General features: G+C 66.5%; 16 protein-coding genes. 3 read left to right on the top strand and 13 right to left on the bottom strand.

What is annotated here, in order from left to right:
* The first annotated feature begins 5 nt into the window (after positions 1-5).
* Together hslU and ACPT9U_RS12230 are read left to right on the top strand one after the other, a co-directional pair.
* Positions 6-1,343, top strand: a complete 1,338-nt coding sequence (hslU, locus tag ACPT9U_RS12235) for an ATP-dependent protease ATPase subunit HslU (RefSeq protein ID WP_435751135.1) — start codon at positions 6-8, stop codon at positions 1,341-1,343.
* A 146-nt stretch (positions 1,344-1,489) separates the two neighbouring features.
* Positions 1,490-2,365 carry an AEC family transporter gene (locus ACPT9U_RS12230; protein WP_418365365.1) on the top strand — a complete coding sequence of 292 codons (876 nt, stop codon included), beginning with the start codon at positions 1,490-1,492 and terminating at the stop codon, positions 2,363-2,365.
* Positions 2,366-2,404: 39 nt separating this feature from the next.
* Here the strand turns inward: ACPT9U_RS12230 and ACPT9U_RS12225 are convergent, their stop codons facing one another.
* The 10 genes from ACPT9U_RS12225 to ACPT9U_RS12180 all read right to left on the bottom strand — a co-directional run bounded on the left by ACPT9U_RS12225 (position 2,405) and on the right by ACPT9U_RS12180 (position 11,921).
* Positions 2,405-3,184, bottom strand: a complete 780-nt coding sequence (locus ACPT9U_RS12225) for a slipin family protein (protein ID WP_418365366.1) — start codon at positions 3,182-3,184, stop codon at positions 2,405-2,407.
* Entirely contained in the window at positions 3,178-4,731 is a 1,554-nt protein-coding gene (locus ACPT9U_RS12220) for an NfeD family protein (RefSeq protein WP_435751134.1), read from the bottom strand. The genes ACPT9U_RS12225 and ACPT9U_RS12220 overlap by 7 nt, the downstream gene beginning before the upstream one ends.
* Positions 4,732-4,837: 106 nt before the next feature.
* Positions 4,838-5,248 (bottom strand): RNA-binding S4 domain-containing protein, encoded by a 411-nt coding sequence (locus ACPT9U_RS12215; RefSeq protein WP_418365368.1) that lies wholly within the window; start codon positions 5,246-5,248, stop codon positions 4,838-4,840.
* 137 nt (positions 5,249-5,385) lie between these two features.
* Positions 5,386-6,123 carry a complement resistance protein TraT gene (locus tag ACPT9U_RS12210; RefSeq protein ID WP_435751133.1) on the bottom strand — a complete coding sequence of 246 codons (738 nt, stop codon included), beginning with the start codon at positions 6,121-6,123 and terminating at the stop codon, positions 5,386-5,388.
* Positions 6,124-6,360: 237 nt separating this feature from the next.
* Positions 6,361-7,641: a sulfate adenylyltransferase subunit CysN gene (cysN, locus tag ACPT9U_RS12205; protein WP_418364360.1), complete on the bottom strand. Its 1,281-nt coding sequence runs from the start codon at positions 7,639-7,641 to the stop codon at positions 6,361-6,363.
* A 192-nt stretch (positions 7,642-7,833) separates the two neighbouring features.
* Positions 7,834-8,748, bottom strand: a complete 915-nt coding sequence (gene cysD / locus ACPT9U_RS12200) for a sulfate adenylyltransferase subunit CysD (RefSeq protein WP_418364359.1) — start codon at positions 8,746-8,748, stop codon at positions 7,834-7,836.
* Positions 8,749-8,755: 7 nt separating this feature from the next.
* Complete coding sequence (locus ACPT9U_RS12195) at positions 8,756-8,908, bottom strand: hypothetical protein (RefSeq protein WP_418364358.1); 153 nt, start codon at positions 8,906-8,908, stop codon at positions 8,756-8,758.
* 4 nt (positions 8,909-8,912) lie between these two features.
* The gene (locus tag ACPT9U_RS12190; RefSeq protein ID WP_435751132.1) at positions 8,913-9,695 is read right to left on the bottom strand and encodes a phosphoadenylyl-sulfate reductase; all 783 of its coding nucleotides are present in this window, start codon (positions 9,693-9,695) and stop codon (positions 8,913-8,915) included.
* Positions 9,692-10,246, bottom strand: coding sequence for a DUF934 domain-containing protein (locus ACPT9U_RS12185; protein WP_435751131.1), 555 nt, complete (start codon positions 10,244-10,246; stop codon positions 9,692-9,694). Before ACPT9U_RS12185 ends, ACPT9U_RS12190 begins: the two co-directional genes overlap by 4 nt.
* Positions 10,239-11,921, bottom strand: a complete 1,683-nt coding sequence (locus ACPT9U_RS12180) for a nitrite/sulfite reductase (protein ID WP_435751130.1) — start codon at positions 11,919-11,921, stop codon at positions 10,239-10,241. Before ACPT9U_RS12180 ends, ACPT9U_RS12185 begins: the two co-directional genes overlap by 8 nt.
* 134 nt (positions 11,922-12,055) lie before the next feature.
* On the opposite strand from ACPT9U_RS12180, the gene cysB reads away from it, so the two are divergent.
* Complete coding sequence (gene cysB / locus ACPT9U_RS12175) at positions 12,056-12,997, top strand: HTH-type transcriptional regulator CysB (protein WP_435751129.1); 942 nt, start codon at positions 12,056-12,058, stop codon at positions 12,995-12,997.
* A gap of 14 nt (positions 12,998-13,011) precedes the next feature.
* Here cysB and ACPT9U_RS12170 read toward each other — a convergent pair whose 3' ends face one another.
* From ACPT9U_RS12170 to ACPT9U_RS12160, 3 genes are all read right to left on the bottom strand, one after another.
* Positions 13,012-14,004, bottom strand: coding sequence for an asparaginase (locus tag ACPT9U_RS12170; RefSeq protein WP_435751127.1), 993 nt, complete (start codon positions 14,002-14,004; stop codon positions 13,012-13,014).
* Between the two features lie 114 nt (positions 14,005-14,118).
* Positions 14,119-15,879 carry a cation:proton antiporter domain-containing protein gene (locus ACPT9U_RS12165; protein ID WP_435751126.1) on the bottom strand — a complete coding sequence of 587 codons (1,761 nt, stop codon included), beginning with the start codon at positions 15,877-15,879 and terminating at the stop codon, positions 14,119-14,121.
* Positions 15,880-15,911: 32 nt separating this feature from the next.
* Entirely contained in the window at positions 15,912-17,774 is a 1,863-nt protein-coding gene (locus ACPT9U_RS12160; protein WP_435751125.1) for an ABCB family ABC transporter ATP-binding protein/permease, read from the bottom strand.
* Positions 17,775-18,003 lie beyond the last annotated feature (229 nt).

Raw genomic sequence — 18,003 nt, 5'->3', positions numbered from 1 at the left:
AACGCATGACCCAGATGACCCCGCCGGAGATCGTCTCCGAACTCGACAAGCACATCGTCGGCCAGGACAAGGCGAAGAAGGCCGTTGCGATCGCGTTGCGCAACCGCTGGCGGCGTGCCCAGGTGGACGAGCCGCTGCGCAGCGAGATCACCCCCAAGAACATCCTCATGATCGGCCCCACCGGCGTCGGCAAGACCGAGATTGCGCGCCGCCTGGCGCGGCTGGCCAATGCGCCGTTCATCAAGATCGAAGCGACCAAGTTCACCGAGGTTGGCTATGTCGGCCGGGACGTGGACACCATCATCCGCGACCTGATGGAGATTGCGATCAAGGACGGCCGCGAGCGCGCGATGAAGTCGGTGCGCGACCGCGCGCTGGACGCAGCCGAGGATCGCGTGCTCGATGCGCTGCTGCCACCCGCGCGTGCCGTGGGCTTCAACACGGAAGCCGAGCCCACACAGGATTCGGCCACACGCCAGAAATTCCGCAAGAAGCTGCGCGAGGGCGAGCTCGACGACAAAGAGATCGAGATCGAGGTCGCAGCCCCCTCCATGCAGGCGGAGATTTTTGCGCCGCCGGGCATGGAGGAGCTCACCCAGCAGATCCAGGGCATGTTTCAGAACATGGGGGGCGGCAAGAAGAAGCAGCGCAAGTTGCAGATCCGGGAGGCGATGAAGTTGCTCGCCGACGAAGAGGCTGCGCGCCTGATCAACGACGAGGAGGTCAAGCTCGAGGCCGTGCGTTCGGTCGAGCAGAACGGCATCGTGTTCCTCGACGAGGTGGACAAGATCGCCGCACGCACCGACGCGCATGGTGCCGACGTGTCGCGCCAAGGCGTGCAGCGCGATCTGCTGCCGCTGGTCGAAGGAACGACGATTTCGACCAAGTACGGCATGATCAAGACCGATCACATCCTGTTCATCGCCAGCGGTGCATTTCACCTGTCGAAGCCCTCGGACCTGATCCCCGAACTGCAGGGCCGCTTTCCGATCCGCGTCGAGCTCGAATCGCTGTCGGTCGAAGATTTCGCCCGCATCCTCACCAGCACAGACGCCTGCCTCACGCGTCAGTACGAGGCCCTGCTCGCAACCGACGGTGTCCAGCTCGAGTTCACCGCGGAGGGTATCCGCCGCCTGGCCGAGATCGCCTTCCAGGTGAACGAGAAGACCGAGAACATCGGTGCCCGCCGGTTGTACACGGTGATGGAGAAACTGCTCGAGGAGGTTTCCTTTCAGGCGGGTCGTAGTAGCGCAACCCAGACGGTGGTGGTCGACGCGGCCTACGTCGACGCACGCCTCGACATGCTGGCGCAGCGCGAGGACTTGGCGCGCTACGTGCTTTAAGCGGCTTCGGCGCCTGTTCGCGGGCAAGCGCCCTCCCACGGGCAGATGCACCTGCCTGGTTTTGCTGTGGGAGGGACTTGCCCGCGATTGCCTTTCGATGGCTGCCTTCGTGGCAGCGACCGCAAATCCCGGACCCGAGCCGCCAAATGCTGATCCGCATCGTCGAAATCCTCTTCCCGCTGTTTTCCATCACCGCCCTGGGATTCTTCGTCGGCCGGCGCACGAAGCCGGACCTGTCGCATGCCAACAAGCTGAACATGGACGTATTCGTGCCGGCGCTGGTGTTCGCGGCGCTGGCCAACAAGGCCTTCGACGTCGCCGCCTTCCTGCCCCTGATCGGGGCGGGGACGGTCGTCGTGGTGGGCTCGGGGCTGGCGGCCTGGGGGCTGGCGAAGGCAACCGGTATCGAACCCAAGACCCTGGTGCCGCCGTTGATGTTCAACAATTGCGGTAATCTGGGTCTGCCGCTGGCGGTGCTCGCCTTCGGCGAGCTCGCGTTGGCGCCCATGGTGGTGCTGTTCATGGTGTCGAACCTGATCCACTTCTCGTTCGGCGCCTGGCTGCTGGACCATCGCGTGCGGCTGCTCACGGTGTGGCGGGTGCCCTCGGTGCTGGCCACGTTCGCGGGGCTGATGGTGAGCCTGACCCACTTCGAAGTCTGGCCGCCGCTGCTCATCGCGATCCGCATGCTGGGCGAGATCTCCATCCCGCTCATGCTGTTCGGCCTCGGGGTGCGCCTGGCGGATTCGCGCATCGGCGCGATCGGAATCGGTGTGTTCGGCGCCGTGGCGCGACCGCTGGTGGGCATGGCGCTGGCGTGGGCGGTGATGCAGGTGATCGAACTGCCGCAGCGCGAACAGGCGCTGATGCTCGTGTTCGGTGCGCTGCCGCCCGCGGTGCTCAACTACATGTTTGCAGAGCGCTACCAGCAGGAGCCAGGGAAGGTGGCCTCCATGGTGTTGATCGGCAACGTCGCGGCGGCGGTGTTCCTGCCGCTCGCGCTTGCGCTCGTGCTGGACTGATCAAGCGCTCCGCGCACCGGACGGAGCAGGGCGGGCGCCTCAGGCATTTCGGTCAGATCGCTCCGGATCAAGGCGCATCAGCTTGCCGAGCAGATCCACAGGCACCGGAAACACCAGCGTCGAGCTCTTGTCGCCTGCCACCTGAGTGAGCGTCTGCAGGTAGCGCAGCTGCATGGCGGCAGGGTCGCGTGACAGCATCTGCGCGGCTTCGAGCAGCGCCTCGGCGGCCTGCTTCTCGCCTTCGGCGTGGATTACCTTGGCGCGCCGCTCGCGTTCGGCCTCGGCCTGCCGGGCGATCGCGCGCACCATGGTTTCGTTGAGGTCTACGTGTTTGATCTCCACGTTGGCGACCTTGATGCCCCAGGCATCGGTCTGTGCGTCGAGGATCTGTTGCACGTCGGTGTTGAGCTTTTCGCGCTCGGAGAGCATCTCGTCCAGTTCGTGCTTGCCGAGCACCGCGCGCAGCGTGGTCTGGGCGAGCTGGCTGGTGGCGTTGAAGTAGTCCTCGACCTGGATGATGGCCTTCTGCGGATCGACGACGCGGAAATACACCACCGCATTCACCTTGACCGAGACGTTGTCTCTGGAGATGACGTCCTGCGAGGGCACGTCCATGGTGACTACGCGCAGGTCGACCTTCACCATCTGCTGCAGGCCGGGGATCACGATCACCAGGCCGGGCCCCTTGACCCGCCAGAAGCGTCCGAGCATGAAGATGACGCCGCGCTCGTACTCGCGCAGTACGCGCAGTGCGGCGAAGAGGAGGAAGACGAGGAGGAGGATGAGCGGGGCGAACCCGAACTGGAGATCGATCAACATGAGGCGCTCCTGTCGTGTGGCCGTGCGGCCGTGGGCGAAACTTCAAGGGTGAGGCCGTCCAGACGGTCGACGCGTACCTGCTGTCCGGGCCTCAGGCTACTGGCACTGCGCGCGCGCCAGGTCTCGCCGTGCACATGGACCCACCAGCCTCCGCCCTCGGCGGTCGATGTGATGGTGCCGAGGGTGCCGAGCATCTCCTCGCTGCCGCTCACCACCGGGCGGCGGAGGCTGCGCGCGGCGAAGGTGCCGATGGCGATGATGATCGCCGCGCTCGCCAGCGCCATGCCGACGATGAGTGCGACGGGCACGCCGAAGCCAGGGACGTCCGCATCCATCAGGAACAGGCCACCGACCACGAAGGCGATGATGCCGCCCACGCCCAGCACACCGAAGCTGGGTAGGAAGGCCTCGGCCAGCATCAGTGCCGCGCCCACTGCCAGCAAGAGCACGCCGGCCCAGTTCACCGGCAGCAGCTGGAAGGCATAGAGCGCGATCAGCAGCGAGATCGCGCCCGCCACGCCGGGTACACCGAAGCCGGGCGAGGTGAACTCGAAGAACAGTCCGTACATGCCGATCATCATCAGGATCAGCGCCACTTGCGGGTTGGCGAGCGCGGCGAGCACGCGACTACGCCAGTCCGGCTCCATCCGTTGGATCCCGATGCCTGCGGTGGCCAGCGTGCGCGTACCGTCGAGTACGGGAACCTCGAGGCCATCGAGCCTGTTGAGCAGATCCCGGCTGTCGAACGCGATGAACTCGATCACCCCCCGGGACAGGGCTTCCTCGGCCGAAAGACTGGCGGCTTCGCGCACTGCGCGTTCGGCGAAGTCCACGTCCCGGCCTCGTAGCTGCGCCAGACTGCGGATGTAGGCCGTGGCGTCGGACATGGATTTAGCCGCCATCGCGTCGGTGGGCGCAGCTGCGCGATGGCCGGGTGCCGTGGGGGAGGCGGCGGCAGAGCGCCCGGTGGCGGATACATCCGCGCCTGTTCCGTCGTCTGGATGATCGGAGGCACGGTCCTGCTCCCGGGGCGCATCGCCGGCGCCCTGGGCCTTCTCGCTTGCGTCCTGCGCGGGCTGCGGCGCGTCATCCAGTGGTGCCCTCCGCCCGGGCTGCGCGCCGCCAATGCCGATCGCCACCGGCGTGGCCGCGCCAAGATTGGTGGCGGGCGCCATCGCCGCGATATGGCTGGCGTAGAGGATGTAGGTGCCCGCGCTCGCCGCCCGCGCGCCCTCTGGCGCGACGAAGGTGGCCACCGGCACCGGTGAGGCGAGGATGTCCTTGATGATCGCGCGCATCGAGCCATCCAGGCCGCCAGGCGTATCCAGCTCGATGACCACCACTTGCGCGCCGCTCGCTGCTGCGCGCGCAAGGCCCTTGTGAAGGTAGTCCGCGCTTGCCGGGCCGATCGCGCCGTCCATGCGAAGTACCAGCGCGCCTCCCGCGCTGGGTGTCGCCGATGTACCGGCCAGGGTCATCAGCAAGGCAGCGAGGATCGGCGCCACGCTGAAAAGTCTTCGCATCAGTACGAATGCGCTTGCGCTCATCCCATCGCCTCCGTCGTCCGCCACGAGCGGTCGTGATGCCACCCGTGTCTTTCGGAGTGTAGTTCGACTGCACAAGTTCGCTGCAGCGATGGGGGAGGAAGAAACCTCAATATCCGCTGAATCGGTCCATCCGGCGCCGGTCGCGCTTTGTCGGGCGCCCATGCAGGTCTGCCCCTGGTGCAGCGGCGAGCTTGTTCAGCTCGTGGGCGCGTTCGCGCGCTTCGATGCTCTCGGCGGTCTCCTCGTACAGCATCTGCGCCACGGTGGCCGAGCCACGTTTGTCGGCGATTGCGCGCACGAACACCGTGCGGGTCTCCTCGCCGAGGGTGATGTCGAGCCGGTCGCCCGTCTTCACGTCGCGCGCGGGTTTCACTGCAGCGCCATTGAGCTTGACCTTGCCACCCTCGACGGCCTCGGTGGCTCCGGTGCGGTGTTTGAAGAAGCGCGCGGCCCACAGCCATTTGTCGAGGCGGGTGCGGGCTGGGTTTGCGACGGCGTGCTTGCGGTGTTCGGTCATCTGCAGGGCATTGGTGAACGGAAAAGGGCACGGTCGACAGTATCGACAGAGCCCTCCCGAATGCAACGGCGCCATGGGACCGGGGTCCCGTCCAGTCCTTCCGCCAGCTTGCGCGGGGCGGGAGGGTCGGAGCCCTCTCAGAACAGGCCGGAGATCGAGGTAATGAGACCCTTCTTCAGTTCGGGGAGCGCTTCTTCGAAGGCAAGGTTGACCTTGTTGGCGGTCGAGCCGATGCGGGTCTGGTAGGTCTTGTAGCTCGACTCTTCCGCGTAGCTGACCTCGGACGCGCCGCTGTTACCCTGGCGCAGCTTGTGCCTGGAGCTGACCTTGGCCTTGCCGGTGCCGGCCATCCGCTCCTTGATCTGGAGGTCGGTGACCATCGAGAAGTAGACGTCCTTGACCGCGGCGCCGGCAATGCCTTCGGCGAGCGCACCCACCAGGCCGGCTGCCGCGATGCCGCGGCCGCTGGCGCCGCCGACGTAGGCCGCACCCGACGCGAGCATCAGCCCGCCAGCTGCGGAAACGCCGTAGCCCTGGTTGATCGCGGCCTCCATCGCCGTCGGGGCAGACTTGCCGACCTGAAGGATGTTGGCCTGCAGGATGTAGTGCGCCGCCTCCGGATCCTGCATGACACGGTAGCCCTTGGCCTCGATGGCGGAGAGGATTTCCGCGTGGACGGACAGATCGGGTTTGTCCGAAGTGTTGCGGATCTGCACGAAGATGGTTTTCTTGTCCGAACCGACCGGATCAAGGAAAACCGTGTCCGACATCTTGGTCTGGACATCGAGGTCACGCTTGCTGATCGCGACATGGGTGGCCGCGCAGCCGGAAAGGACGAGGGCGGTTACGGAGACGAGGGCAATTCGCTTGAGCATCGGAGGGCTTCCTTGGAAACGGGAAGGCATCGCTCGATGCACCCCCGATCCTGAATCCTGCTATGGGGTGCGTGCGATGCCATATGGAAAATGCGAAATGCATTGTATTCCATATGCTTTATTCATGCAGCGTGAATTCCTCGTGCTGTCGAGCGCTCCGCCGCGCCGCTTTGTTTTCGATGCATGCCTCGTCAAGTATGGCTGTCCGCGCGGTTCGACGTGCGGACGGCCTGCCGGTTAGCCGATCATGCCCGCGCCCACCGTGTTGTTCGTGCTCTCGTCGATGAGAATGAAGGCGCCGGTGGCGCGGTTGGCCTTATAGCGGTCGGCGACGATCGGCTGCGCGAGCTTGAGGCTGACGCGGGCGATGTCGTTCATCGCGAGGCCGCTGGTCTCTTCTCTCTCCAGCGTGTTCACGTCCAGCCGGTAATCGATCCGGGCGACCTTGGCCTTCACCTCGCGCGTGGTGTGGCGCACGAGATAGGTGCGCGCTGGCGACAGCGGCGTCTCGGACAGCCAGCACACCGTGGCGTCGATCTGCTTGACCGGTGCGGGCGCCTCGGCCGACTTGACGATGAGGTCGCCGCGCGAGATGTCGATCTCGTCTTCCAGCAACAGGGTCACCGACTGCTCGTGGATGGCACGCGGCAGGCTTGCGCCGCCGAGCTCGATGCGCTTGATGCGGCTGGTGGCGCCCGAGGGCAGCACGGTGACGGCGTCGCCGACGGCGATCTCGCCGGACTCGACGCGCCCCATGAAGCCACGGTAATCGTGCAGATCCGGGTTGGCCGAGTCCTGCGGGCGGCACACGTACTGCACCGGGAAGCGGAAGTCCTCAGCCTGCTCGGTGTGGGCGGCGGGGGCGTTCTCGAGGATGTCGAGGAGCGTGGGGCCGTCGTACCAGGCGAGGCGCTCGCCGCGATCGACGATCATGTCGCCGGCCAGCGCCGAAATCGGGATGAAGCGCACGTCATTGATGCCGAGCCTGGCGGCGAAGGCGAGGTAGTCGGCCTTGATGCGTTCGAACACGGCCTCGTCGTAGTCGACGAGGTCCATCTTGTTGACCGCGACCACCAGGTGGGGGATGCCGACCAGGCTGGCGAGGTAGGAGTGGCGGCGGGTCTGGGTGAGCACGCCCTTGCGCGCATCGATGAGGATGATGGCGAGGTTGGCGGTGGACGCTGCGGTCACCATGTTGCGGGTGTACTGCTCGTGGCCGGGGGCGTCGGCGATGATGTACTTGCGCCGGCCGGTGGAGAAGTAGCGGTAGGCGACGTCGATGGTGATGCCCTGCTCGCGCTCGGCCTGGAGGCCGTCGGTCAGAAGGGAGAGGTCGACCGCGCTCATGCCACGCTTGGCGGAGGTCTTCTCGATGGCGTTGAGGGTGTCGGCGAGGATGGTCTTGGTGTCGAACAGGAGGCGCCCGATCAGGGTGCTTTTGCCGTCGTCTACGCTGCCGCAGGTGAGGAAGCGCAGCAGGCCGTTGTCGATATCGGGGAGGTGCTCAAGGGCGGACATGGTCATTATTCCTTCAATCTTTCTTAAGGGTGGTGCCGGCGAACCGCCGTGGCCCCGCCGGGTATTCCTTCCGAAGGCTGCACCGCTACGCGGTGCTTGGCGGAGGGTACGCAAATGAGCGCGCTTCGCGCTTAGACAATCCTCGCCTTCTCCAGGATTACCCGACATGCCCCCGGCTACGTAGCGTGATGGTCAGAAGTAGCCTTCTTTCTTGCGCTGCTCCATTGACGCTTCCGAGGTCTGGTCATCCATCCGCGTCGCGCCGCGCTCGGTGATCGTCGTCGTCGCGGTCTCGGCGAGGATCTTCTCCACCGTATCCGCATCCGACTCCACAGGCGCCGTGCAGGTGATGTCGCCCACGGTGCGGAAGCGCACCAGCACGTCCTCCACCACGTCGCCATCCCTGGCCGGGGTTACGTCGGTCACCGGCTGCAGCAGCCCGCTCCTGCGCACCACCGGACGGGTGTGGGCGAAGTAGATCGACGGCAACTCCAGTTGTTCGCGGGCGATGTACTGCCACACATCGAGCTCGGTCCAGTTGCTGATCGGGAAGGCACGGATGTTCTCGCCCTTGTGCGAACGCGCGTTGTACAGATTCCACAACTCGGGACGCTGGTTCTTCGGGTCCCACTGACCGAACTCGTCGCGGAAGCTCATGATCCGTTCCTTCGCGCGCGCCTTCTCCTCGTCGCGGCGGGCGCCGCCGATGCAGGCGTCGAAGCCGAACTCCTCGATCGCCTCCAGCAGCGTCACCGACTGGTGCTTGTTGCGCGACTCGCCGGCGTGCTTCAGCACCACCGTGCCACGTGCCATCGAGTCCTCCACCGAGCGCACGATCAGGCGTTCGCCCAGCTCGGCTGCGCGCTTGTCGCGGAAGTCGGTCACTTCCTTGTAGTTGTGGCCGGTGTCGATGTGCATCAGCGGGAAGGGGAAGCGGCCCGGGCGGAAGGCCTTCTCGGCCAGGCGCAGCAGGCAGATCGAGTCCTTGCCGCCGGAGAACAGCAGCACCGGGTTGGCGCACTGGCCGGCAACTTCGCGCAGGATGTGGATGGCTTCGGCCTCGAGCCAGTCGAGGTGGGACAGCGTCTGTTTGGTCAGCGTGGACATGGTGCGTTTACCGTTGCGGATGCTTGATCGGATGTGTTCTGAGCGCGCGCAGCGCGGCCTTCAGTCCGGCACTCAGGGCGTCGAGGCGATGCTGCAGGCTGCGGCGGCCGGCGCCGATCGCCGGGCTGCGCGGGGCTTGGGCGGGATGCTTGCCGTTCATGGTCTCAACCCTCCTTGGCGTGCAGTCCGCACTCCTTGGTCTCGGGGTTCTCCCACCACCAGCGTCCGGCGCGCACGTCCTCACCGGCGGCGATGGCGCGCGTGCAGGGGGCGCAGCCGATGCTGGGGTAGAACTGGTCGTGGAGCGCGTTGTAGGGAACCTCGTTGATCCGGATATAGGCCCACACCTCGGTCTCCGTCCAGTCCGACAGCGGGTTGAGCTTCTCCAGTCCGTTGCCGGCGTCGAATTCGCGCAGCGGCAGGCCGGCGCGGGTCACCGACTGGGCGGCGCGCAGGCCGGTGATCCAGGCTTTGCGGCCGGCGAGCGCGCGACGCAGCGGTTCCATCTTGCGCACGCCGCAGCAGGCCTTGCGCAGCTCGACCGAGTCGTAGAAGGCGTTGATGCCATGGCTGCGCACGTAGGCCTCGACCGCGCCGGCGTCGGGGAAGTAGATCTCGAGCTTGCGGCCGTAGCGGCGTTCGACCTCGCCGATCAGGCTGTAGGTTTCGGCGGGCAGGCGGCCGGTGTCGAGCGAGAACACGGTGATCGGCAGCGCGTGCGACAGGATCAGGTCGGTCAGCACCATGTCCTCGGCGCCAAAGCTGTTGGCGAAGGCGAGCTCGCCCTGCGCCCCGAACTCGGCCACTGCCTCGCGCAGCAGTGCCAGGGCCGTGGCCGCCTTGGCGCCGACCGTGGTGTGCAGGGCGTCGGTCAGGGGCGGTCGGGTGGCCGGGTTGGTGGCTGGGTTGGCGGCCGCCGGACGCAGGATCGAGACGCTAGCGCTCATGGCTGCACCTGTGGGTCGGCCCCGCGCTCGACGCGGCGGAACAGCGGCAACGGATCCTTCACGGAGCGCTGGTAGGGCTGGGTGAAGTCATCGATGCTGGCGATCGCCGCTTCGAGCTGTTCGGCGGTGTAGCGGCCGGCGCGAGGCTGCAGGGCATCGAAGCCGCAGCGTGTCATGTAGTTGAACTGGTCGCGCAGGACCTCGCCGATCGCACGCAGCTCGCCCTGGTAGCCGTATCGGCTGCGCAGCAGGGTGGCGGCCGAATAGCTGCGGCCGTCGGTGAACTTGGGGAAGTGCAGGCCGATGACCTGCAGCACCTCCAGATCGGCGGCCAGCGCGGCGACCTCCTCGCCGGCGGCCAGCCATACGCCCAGGGCGCCGCTGCGTGCACGCGCCAGGAGTTCGTCACGGCGGGCCTGCCATACGGCAAGCGGCACCAGCACCGGGCCGGCAGGCACGGCGATGTCGGCTGCGGCTTCACCCTCGGCGAGCTGGACGATCAGGCGGTCATCTTCGATGACGCGACCGTTCTTCAGGATCCTGTCAGACATGGGCGGCTTTCCTTTGCGGCTGGCGGTCGGCATACACGCGGGCCTTGAAGGGCTCGGTGCCGACGCGTTGTACGGTGTCGATGAAGCGCTCGTCTTCATGGCGCAGTTCGACATAGGTTTCGAGCAGCTTCTCGATCACGTCGACCACCTCATCCTGTGCAAACGACGGGCCGATCACCTTGCCGAGCGTGGTGCCGTTGCCCTGGGTGCCGCCGACGGTGATCTGGTACCACTCCTCGTCGTTCTTATCGACGCCGAGGATGCCGATGTGGCCGACGTGGTGGTGGCCGCAGGAGTTCATGCAGCCGGAGATGTTGAGCTCGATCTCGCCGATGTCGTGCTGGTAGTCGAGGTCGTCGAAGCGGCGCTGGATGGCGTCGGCGACCGGGATCGAGCGCGCGTTGGCGAGGCTGCAGAAGTCGCCGCCGGGGCAGCAGATGATGTCGGTCAGCAGGCCGATGTTCGGTGTCGCCAGCCCGGCCTCGCGCGCCGCCTGCCACAGCGCGAAGAGGTCGGTGCGGCGCACGTCGGCGAGCGCGACGTTCTGCTCGTGCAGCATGCGCGCCTCACCGAAGCTGAAGCGCTCGGCGAGGTCGGCGATTGCGTCCATTTGTTCGGCTGTGACGTCACCTGGGGCGGTGCCGGTCTTCTTCAGCGACAGGACCACCGCGGCGTAGCCGGGCTGGCGGTGGGCGCGCACGTTGCGCTTGATCCAGGTGGCGAAGGCCTTGTTGCCGGCGAGCAGTTCGTCGAAGGCGGCGTCCTGCGCGGGGAGGGCTTCGTAGGCGGGGGGAGCGAAGTGGGCTGACACGCGGGCCAGTTCGGCCTCGGTGATCGTGTTGGGGCCGTCCTTGGAGTTCGCCCACTCCTCTTCGACCTGGCGGCCGAACTCTTCTGGCCCGAGCGCCTTCACGAGGATCTTGATGCGCGCCTTCCACAGGTTGTCGCGGCGGCCCCAGCGGTTATAGACGCGCAGGATGGCCTCGCAGTAGCTGATCAGGTGCTGCCAGGGCAGGAAGGGCTTGATCTCCTCGCCCAGGATCGGGGTGCGGCCGAGGCCGCCGCCCACCAGCACGCGAAAGCCTAGTTCACCGGCGTCGTTGCGCACCAGGTCGAGGCCGATGTCGTAGACGCGCAGCACCACGCGGTCTTCAGCCGCGCTGTTGAAGGCGATCTTGAACTTGCGCGGCAGGAAGGCGAACTCCGGGTTGTAGGTCGCCCACTGGCGCAGGATCTCGGCGAAGGGGCGAGGATCGGCGACCTCGTCGGCTGCCACGCCGGCGAAGGGGTCGGCGGTGATGTTGCGGATGCAGTTGCCCGAGGTCTGGTTGGCGTGCATCTGCACGCTGGCCAACTCGGCGAGCATCTCCGGCACGTCTTCCAGCTTGGGCCAGTTGAACTGCACGTTGGTGCGCGTGGTGAAGTGGGCGTAGCCGCGATCGTAGCTGCGTGCGAGGTGGGCGAGCTTGCGAAGCTGGCGGCTGGCGAGGTGGCCGTAGGGCACCGAGATGCGGAACATCGGCGCGTGGCGCTGGATGTAGAGGCCGTTCTGCAGGCGCAGCGGACGGAACTCGTCATCGGGCAGCTCGCCGGCCAGGTGGCGCCGCATCTGGTCGCGAAACTGGGCGACGCGCTCGTCGAGCAGGCGCTGGTCGTGTTCGTCGTACTGGTACATGGCTCTCTCTGTCGTGACCGGATGGGGCCGGCGCTTCGGTGCCGGATGGTGCAGCGCATCGTAAGCACTCTGTTTAAGCGCATGAAGCGGTTTGAGGTTAGACTTTAAGAACTCATTGTTATATGTGGTGCCCAATGAACCTGCAGCAACTCCGCTATGTGCATGAGGTCGCCCGCCGTGGGCTCAACGTATCCGATGCGGCCGATGCACTATTCACTTCGCAGCCCGGGGTCTCGAAGCAGATCCGCCTGCTCGAATCCGAGCTTGGTATCGAGATCTTCACGCGGCACGGCAAGCGCCTGGTGGCGGTCACCGAGCCGGGGCGTGCGGTGCTTGCAATCGCCGAACGCGTGTTGCGCGACCTGGATAACCTGCAGCAAGTGGGCGACGAGTTTGCCAACGAGTCGGTCGGTAGCCTTTCGATCGCGACCACCCACACTCAGGCGCGCTACGTGCTGCCCGATGTGATCCGCCGCTTCATGCAGCGCTATCCGCAGGTCAGGCTGGAACTGCATCAGGGCAATCCGCGCCAGGTGTGCGAGATGGCGCTGGACGGCACGGCCGATATCGCGATTGCGACTGAGGCCATCGCCGAGTATGACGATCTCGTGATGCTGCCCTGCTACCAGTGGAACCGCTGTGTGGTGGCCACGCCCCGTCACCCCATCCTGCAGGCTGCGCCGCTCACGCTGGAGGCGATCGCACGCTACCCCCTGATCACCTACGACGACGCATTCACCGGGCGTGGCCAGATCAACAAGGCCTTCCTGGGACGCGGCCTCAAGCCCAACGTTGTGCTGAGCGCGATCGACTCGGACGTGATCAAGAAGTACGTGGAGATGGACCTGGGCATCGGCATCCTCGCGCGCATGGCCTACGACCCGGCGGAGGACCGCAAGCTGGGCATGGTGGATGCCGCCCATCTGTTCGAGTCGAGCACGACGCGCATCGGGCTGCGCAAGCGGGCCTGGTTGCGTGCCTACGTGTATGCCTTCATCGAGGGGTTTGCGCCGCAGCTGTCGCGGCGCATGGTCGAGGCTGCGGTTGCCGGCGGAGGCTCCGATCCGGGCTTGTGATGCAGGGTGCGCGCTCAGCAGCGCTCGAACCAGCGCCGCAGCCGCGCGCCGCGCAGACCGCCCCCCAGGCCTGCGATCAGGCGCACGCGTGCCTTGAGCGCATCGAGTGGCCCTGGGCTGAGCCAGTTGGCGGGGAGCGCTTCGCGCGGAGCGCTCACCCCGCCGCCGCAGCGACTCGCCAGCACCACGGGGACGTTGTTTGGCAGGGCTTCGAGCGCGGGGCGCCAGGCGTCCGGGAGGCTGGCGTTGCCCGGCAGTGCCAGCACCAGTCCCGCAGCCCCGGTCAGCAGGCTGGCCTTGGCAAGCGCGCGGGCAACCGCCGAGGCGAGGGCGGGTGAACTGCCGGCCGCGACCGTCAGCAGCTCCACCGGAGGTAGCGCCTGCGTGTCGGGTGCGATCGATATGCGGCTGTACCGGTAAGGCGCCAGGGCCTGCAGTGCAGCGTCGCTTGCCAGCACGGTGAGGGCCTCGGCATGCGCGAAGGCATCCACCGCCGAGGGGTGGCGCTTGCTCGTACAGGCTGCGGGCAGGATGCGGTCGCCCAGTACCGCGAGCACCCCCGCGCGGCCGGCCGCCGGCCTGCATGCCAGCGCCACCGCCTGGTAGAGGTTGAGCGGGCCGTCTGCCGACAGTGCAGTGGCGGGTCGCATCGCAGCCGTCATGACCACTGGCTTGTTGGTGGCGACGGTGATGTGCAGGAAATACGCCGTCTCTTCCAGCGTATCGGTCCCGTGTGTGATCACGATACCGTCGATCGCCGGGTCCTCGGCCAGCGCCTGCACCCGGCGCGACAGCAGCAGCCAGTGCTGTGGCGTGATGTCGCGGCTGTCGAGGCTGAATAGCTGCTCGGGCACCAGCTCGGCCAGCCGGGTGAGGGGCGGGACGGCCTCGAGCAGGGCCTCGATCCCAAGCTGACCGGCAACGTAGCTGCGGGTGTCGGCGGCCGAATCGGCGGTGCCGGCGATGGTGCCACCGGTGGCGAGGAGGGCGATGCGGGGTTTGCGCATGGCGGAGAGCGGATTCGGGCGAGTTGGTTGGTCGAGCGGTCGGTCGCGGCAGGGCTGCGGGGCGGCGGGTTGTTCAGGGCAAACGAGGGCCGTTGAGGGGTGCTGAGGGGCGGATTATGGCCCGGGTGTGCAGCAATCGCGCAAGGCCACGATACGTCGCTCGCGCTCCTGCTCGAGCTGGCGCAGCGCGGCCTCTGGCGGCACGCCGAGCGTTTCGAGGACCCAACTGGTGAGCTTGAGGCTGGACTCCAGGGTTTCGGGTACGACCACCGAGGCGCCGGCCTCGCGCAGCAGCAGTGCGTGCTTCTCGTCGCGTGCGCGGGCGATGATGCGCATCATCGGCACCATCCGCCTTACGGCATGCACGGCGTGGATCGCCGCTGCGGTGTGGTCCATGGTCAGCACCACGGCACGTGCCTCGTCGATGCGCAGCTTGCGCAGCAGTTCGGGCCGGCTGGCATCCCCGAACACCAGGGGCGTGCCGGCCTTGCGTTGGTGGGCAACGAGCTGGGCGTTGTTCTCGATCGCAACGTAGCGCACACCTTGCTGGTCGAGCATCTGCCCCACGAGCTGACCGACCCGGCCATAGCCGGCGATGATCACATGACCGTACAGTTCGCCGATACCCGTGTCCTCTCCTTCGGGCTCCGGTGTGGCAATGCGGCGGTCGATGGCGTCGCCCAGGCTCTGGCCCAGACGCGCCACCACCGGCGCCGCCAGCATCGAGACGCCGACCACGATCAGCATGAACTGGCCGGTCTGGCGCTCGAGCAGTCCGAGGCCGAGCGCCATGCCGATCACGATGAAGGCGAACTCGCCGCCCTGGCTCAGCAGCAGCCCGCCCTCTGCAGCGCGCCCCCAGGACAGGCCGAACACCCGCAGCAGCACGAACACGATCAGGCTCTTCAGCGCGAGCAGGCCCACTATCGACAGCGGAATCCACACCGGCTCCGCGAGCAGCGCACGCAGGTCGATGCCCATGCCCACGGACATGAAGAAAAGACCCATCAGCAGGCCCTTGAAGGGTTCGATGGTGATCTCGACCTCGTGGCGGAACTCGGTTTCGGCGATGATCAGACCGGCCAGGAGTGCTCCCAGCGCCATCGAGAGTCCCGCGAACCAGGTCAGCGCCGCCACGCCGAGGGTGGTCAGCAGGGTGAGTGCGGTGAAGGTGTCGGGTTGCTTGTCCACCGCGATCTGGTGGAACAGCGGTCGCACCAGCCGCCGTCCGACAAGGTAGATCACCACGACCGTGAGCACGCCCTTGACGACCGCGTAGCCGAGCAGTCCGGCGAAGCTGCCTTCGCCGGAAGAGGTACCGAGAATGCTGATCAGTACCAGCAGTGGCACCACCGCGAGATCCTGGAAGAGCAGGATTGCGAATGCGGACTGGCCAAGCGGCGTGCCAAGCTCGCGGCGCTGGATCAGCAACTGCATGACGATCGCGGTCGAGGAGAAGGCGATCACCACGCCGAGGATGACCGCAGCCTCGATACCGTTGCCGAAGGCCATCGCCAGCCCGCCGATCGCCACTGCGGAGAGCACGACCTGCAGCCCGCCCAGTCCGAATACCATCCGGCGCATCGACCACAGGCGCTCGACGGATAGCTCCAGGCCGATCATGAACATCAGGAAGATCACGCCGAGTTCGGCAAGGAAGGCGACCTGGTCCGGGCGCACGAAGGTGAACCACGACAGGGGCGGCCAGGCCTGTGCGAGCGAAGCGAGGCCGTACGGGCCAAGCAGCACGCCCACGGACAGGAAGCCGAGCACCGGATTGATCTTCAGGCGCGAGAGCAGCGGCATCAACACGCCACTGAGCGCAAGGAAGAGGATGATTTCCTTCAGGAAGGGAAAACTGTCGTGGGCGTCCATGCAGGCCTGGGTGGGGGATGGATGCTTTCAGTTTATGCCACGCCGCCCGCGGCTGCGCCGAACGATTTGGCGTGCGCGCCCTCGTCGCCGAGGGCAATCGCAGCCTCTTCCTGCTGCTGCAGCATCCACATCTGCGCATAGGCACCGCCTTGCGCCAGCAGCGAGGTATGGCGGCCGCGCTCGACGATGCGCCCCTTGTCCAGCACGATGATCTCGTCCGCACTCATGATCGTCGACAGCCGATGCGCGATCACCAGCGCAGTGCGTCCTTCTGCGGCGCGCTCGATCTGCGCCTGGATGGCCTTCTCGGTCTTCGAGTCCAGCGCCGAGGTGGCCTCGTCGAAGATCAGGATCGCCGGGTTCTTCAACAGTGCACGCGCAATCGCGACGCGCTGCTTCTCACCGCCCGATAGTTTCAGCCCGCGCTCGCCGACGCGGGTCTCGTAGCCTTCCGGCAACTGGCGGATGAAGTCTTCGAGCTGCGCGGCGCGCGCGGCGGCCTCGACCTCGTCGCGGCTGGCCGTGGGGCGGCCGTAGTGGATGTTGTAGTACAGCGTGTCGTTGAACAGCACCGTGTCCTGGGGGACGATGCCGATCGCCGCGCGCAGGCTGTCCTGGGTGAGGCTGCGCAGGTCGTGGCCGTCGATGCGGATCGCGCCGCCCTGCACGTCGTAGAAGCGGTACAGCAGGCGGGCGAGCGTCGACTTGCCCGAGCCGGAGTGGCCGACCACCGCCACCGTGCTGCCGGCGGGGATGTCGAAATCCACGTCGAACAGGATCGGGCGCTTGGCGTCGTAGGCGAAGCTCACGTTCTCGAAGCGCACGCTCGCCGGGCCGGTGGGCAGCGTATGGGCGTCGGGCGCGTCGGCGATCTCGCGGTGGGTGTGCATGAGGCCGAACATGCGCTCGATGTCGGTGAGCGACTGGCGGATCTCGCGGTACAGCACGCCGAGGAAGTTGAGCGGGATGTAGAGCTGGATCATGAAGGCGTTGACCAGCACGATGTCGCCGATCGTCATCTCGCCGCTGGCCACGCGGTCGGCCGCCTGCCACATCATCGCGGTGACCGCGACCGCGATGATCGCCGCCTGGCCGACGTTGAGCGCCGACAGTGAGTACTGGTTGGTGACCTGGGCCTTGGTCCACTTCTGCAACTGCTCGTCGTAGCGCCGCGCCTCGAACTCCTCGTTGTTGAAGTACTTCACCGTCTCGTAGTTGATCAGGCTGTCGATCGCGCGCGCGTTGGCGGCGGAGTCGAGCTCGTTGGCCTCGCGCCGCAGCGCGGTGCGCCAGTTCGTCACCTTGACGGTGAACACGATGTAGATCGTCAGCGCGGACAGCGTGATGAGCGCGAACACCGCGTCGTAATTGACCAGCAGGATGCCGATCACCATGCCGATCTCGATCAGCGTCGGCAGGATGGAATACAGCGTGTAGCTGATCAGCGAGCCGATCGAGCGCGTGCCGCGTTCGATGTCGCGGGTGAGACCGCCGGTCTGGCGCTCGAGGTGGAAGCGCAGCGACAGCGCGTGCAGGTGGCGAAACACGCGTAGCGAGATCTCGCGCACCGCCTGCTGGGTCACGCGTGCGAACACCACCTCGCGCAGCTCGGTCAGCAGCGAGGTCGAGAAGCGCAGTGCGCCATAGGCCAGCAGCAGCGCGGCCGGCACCACGATGAAGGCCTGTTCCGGGGTGATCGTGAGGTCATCGATCAGGTGCTTGAAGATGATCGGCACCGACACGTTGGCGCCCTTGGCCGCGACCAGACAGGCGAGGGCGAACAGTACCCGTCCCTTGTAGGCCCAGATGAAGGGGAAGAGGCTCTTCAGCGTCTGCCAGTCGTGGCGCTGACTGGGTTCGGGGCCAGGGAGTGCAGCGGCTGGGGCGCGTCTCATGTGAATTCCGTGGGGCGGTGTTGCGGTGAGTGCTGCGCGGGCAGGCAGCGGTGGTCGAGCCTGGAGGTCGGCGGGTAAGCGCGGATTCTGTTGGTCAGCCAGGATGGCGTCAAATTCCGGGCCTTCCGTGTGTAGGGAGCACATAAACTGTCCGGACTTGTAGCACGTGATCTGTCCGGTTTCATTGTTCACCCAGGAGGTGGCGATGAGACGGACGGAATTGCTACAG

This window comes from Thauera sp. AutoDN2, from assembly GCF_051280715.1.
Lineage (GTDB): Bacteria > Pseudomonadota > Gammaproteobacteria > Burkholderiales > Rhodocyclaceae > Thauera.
This window is presented reverse-complemented; position numbering and strand designations above follow the sequence as displayed.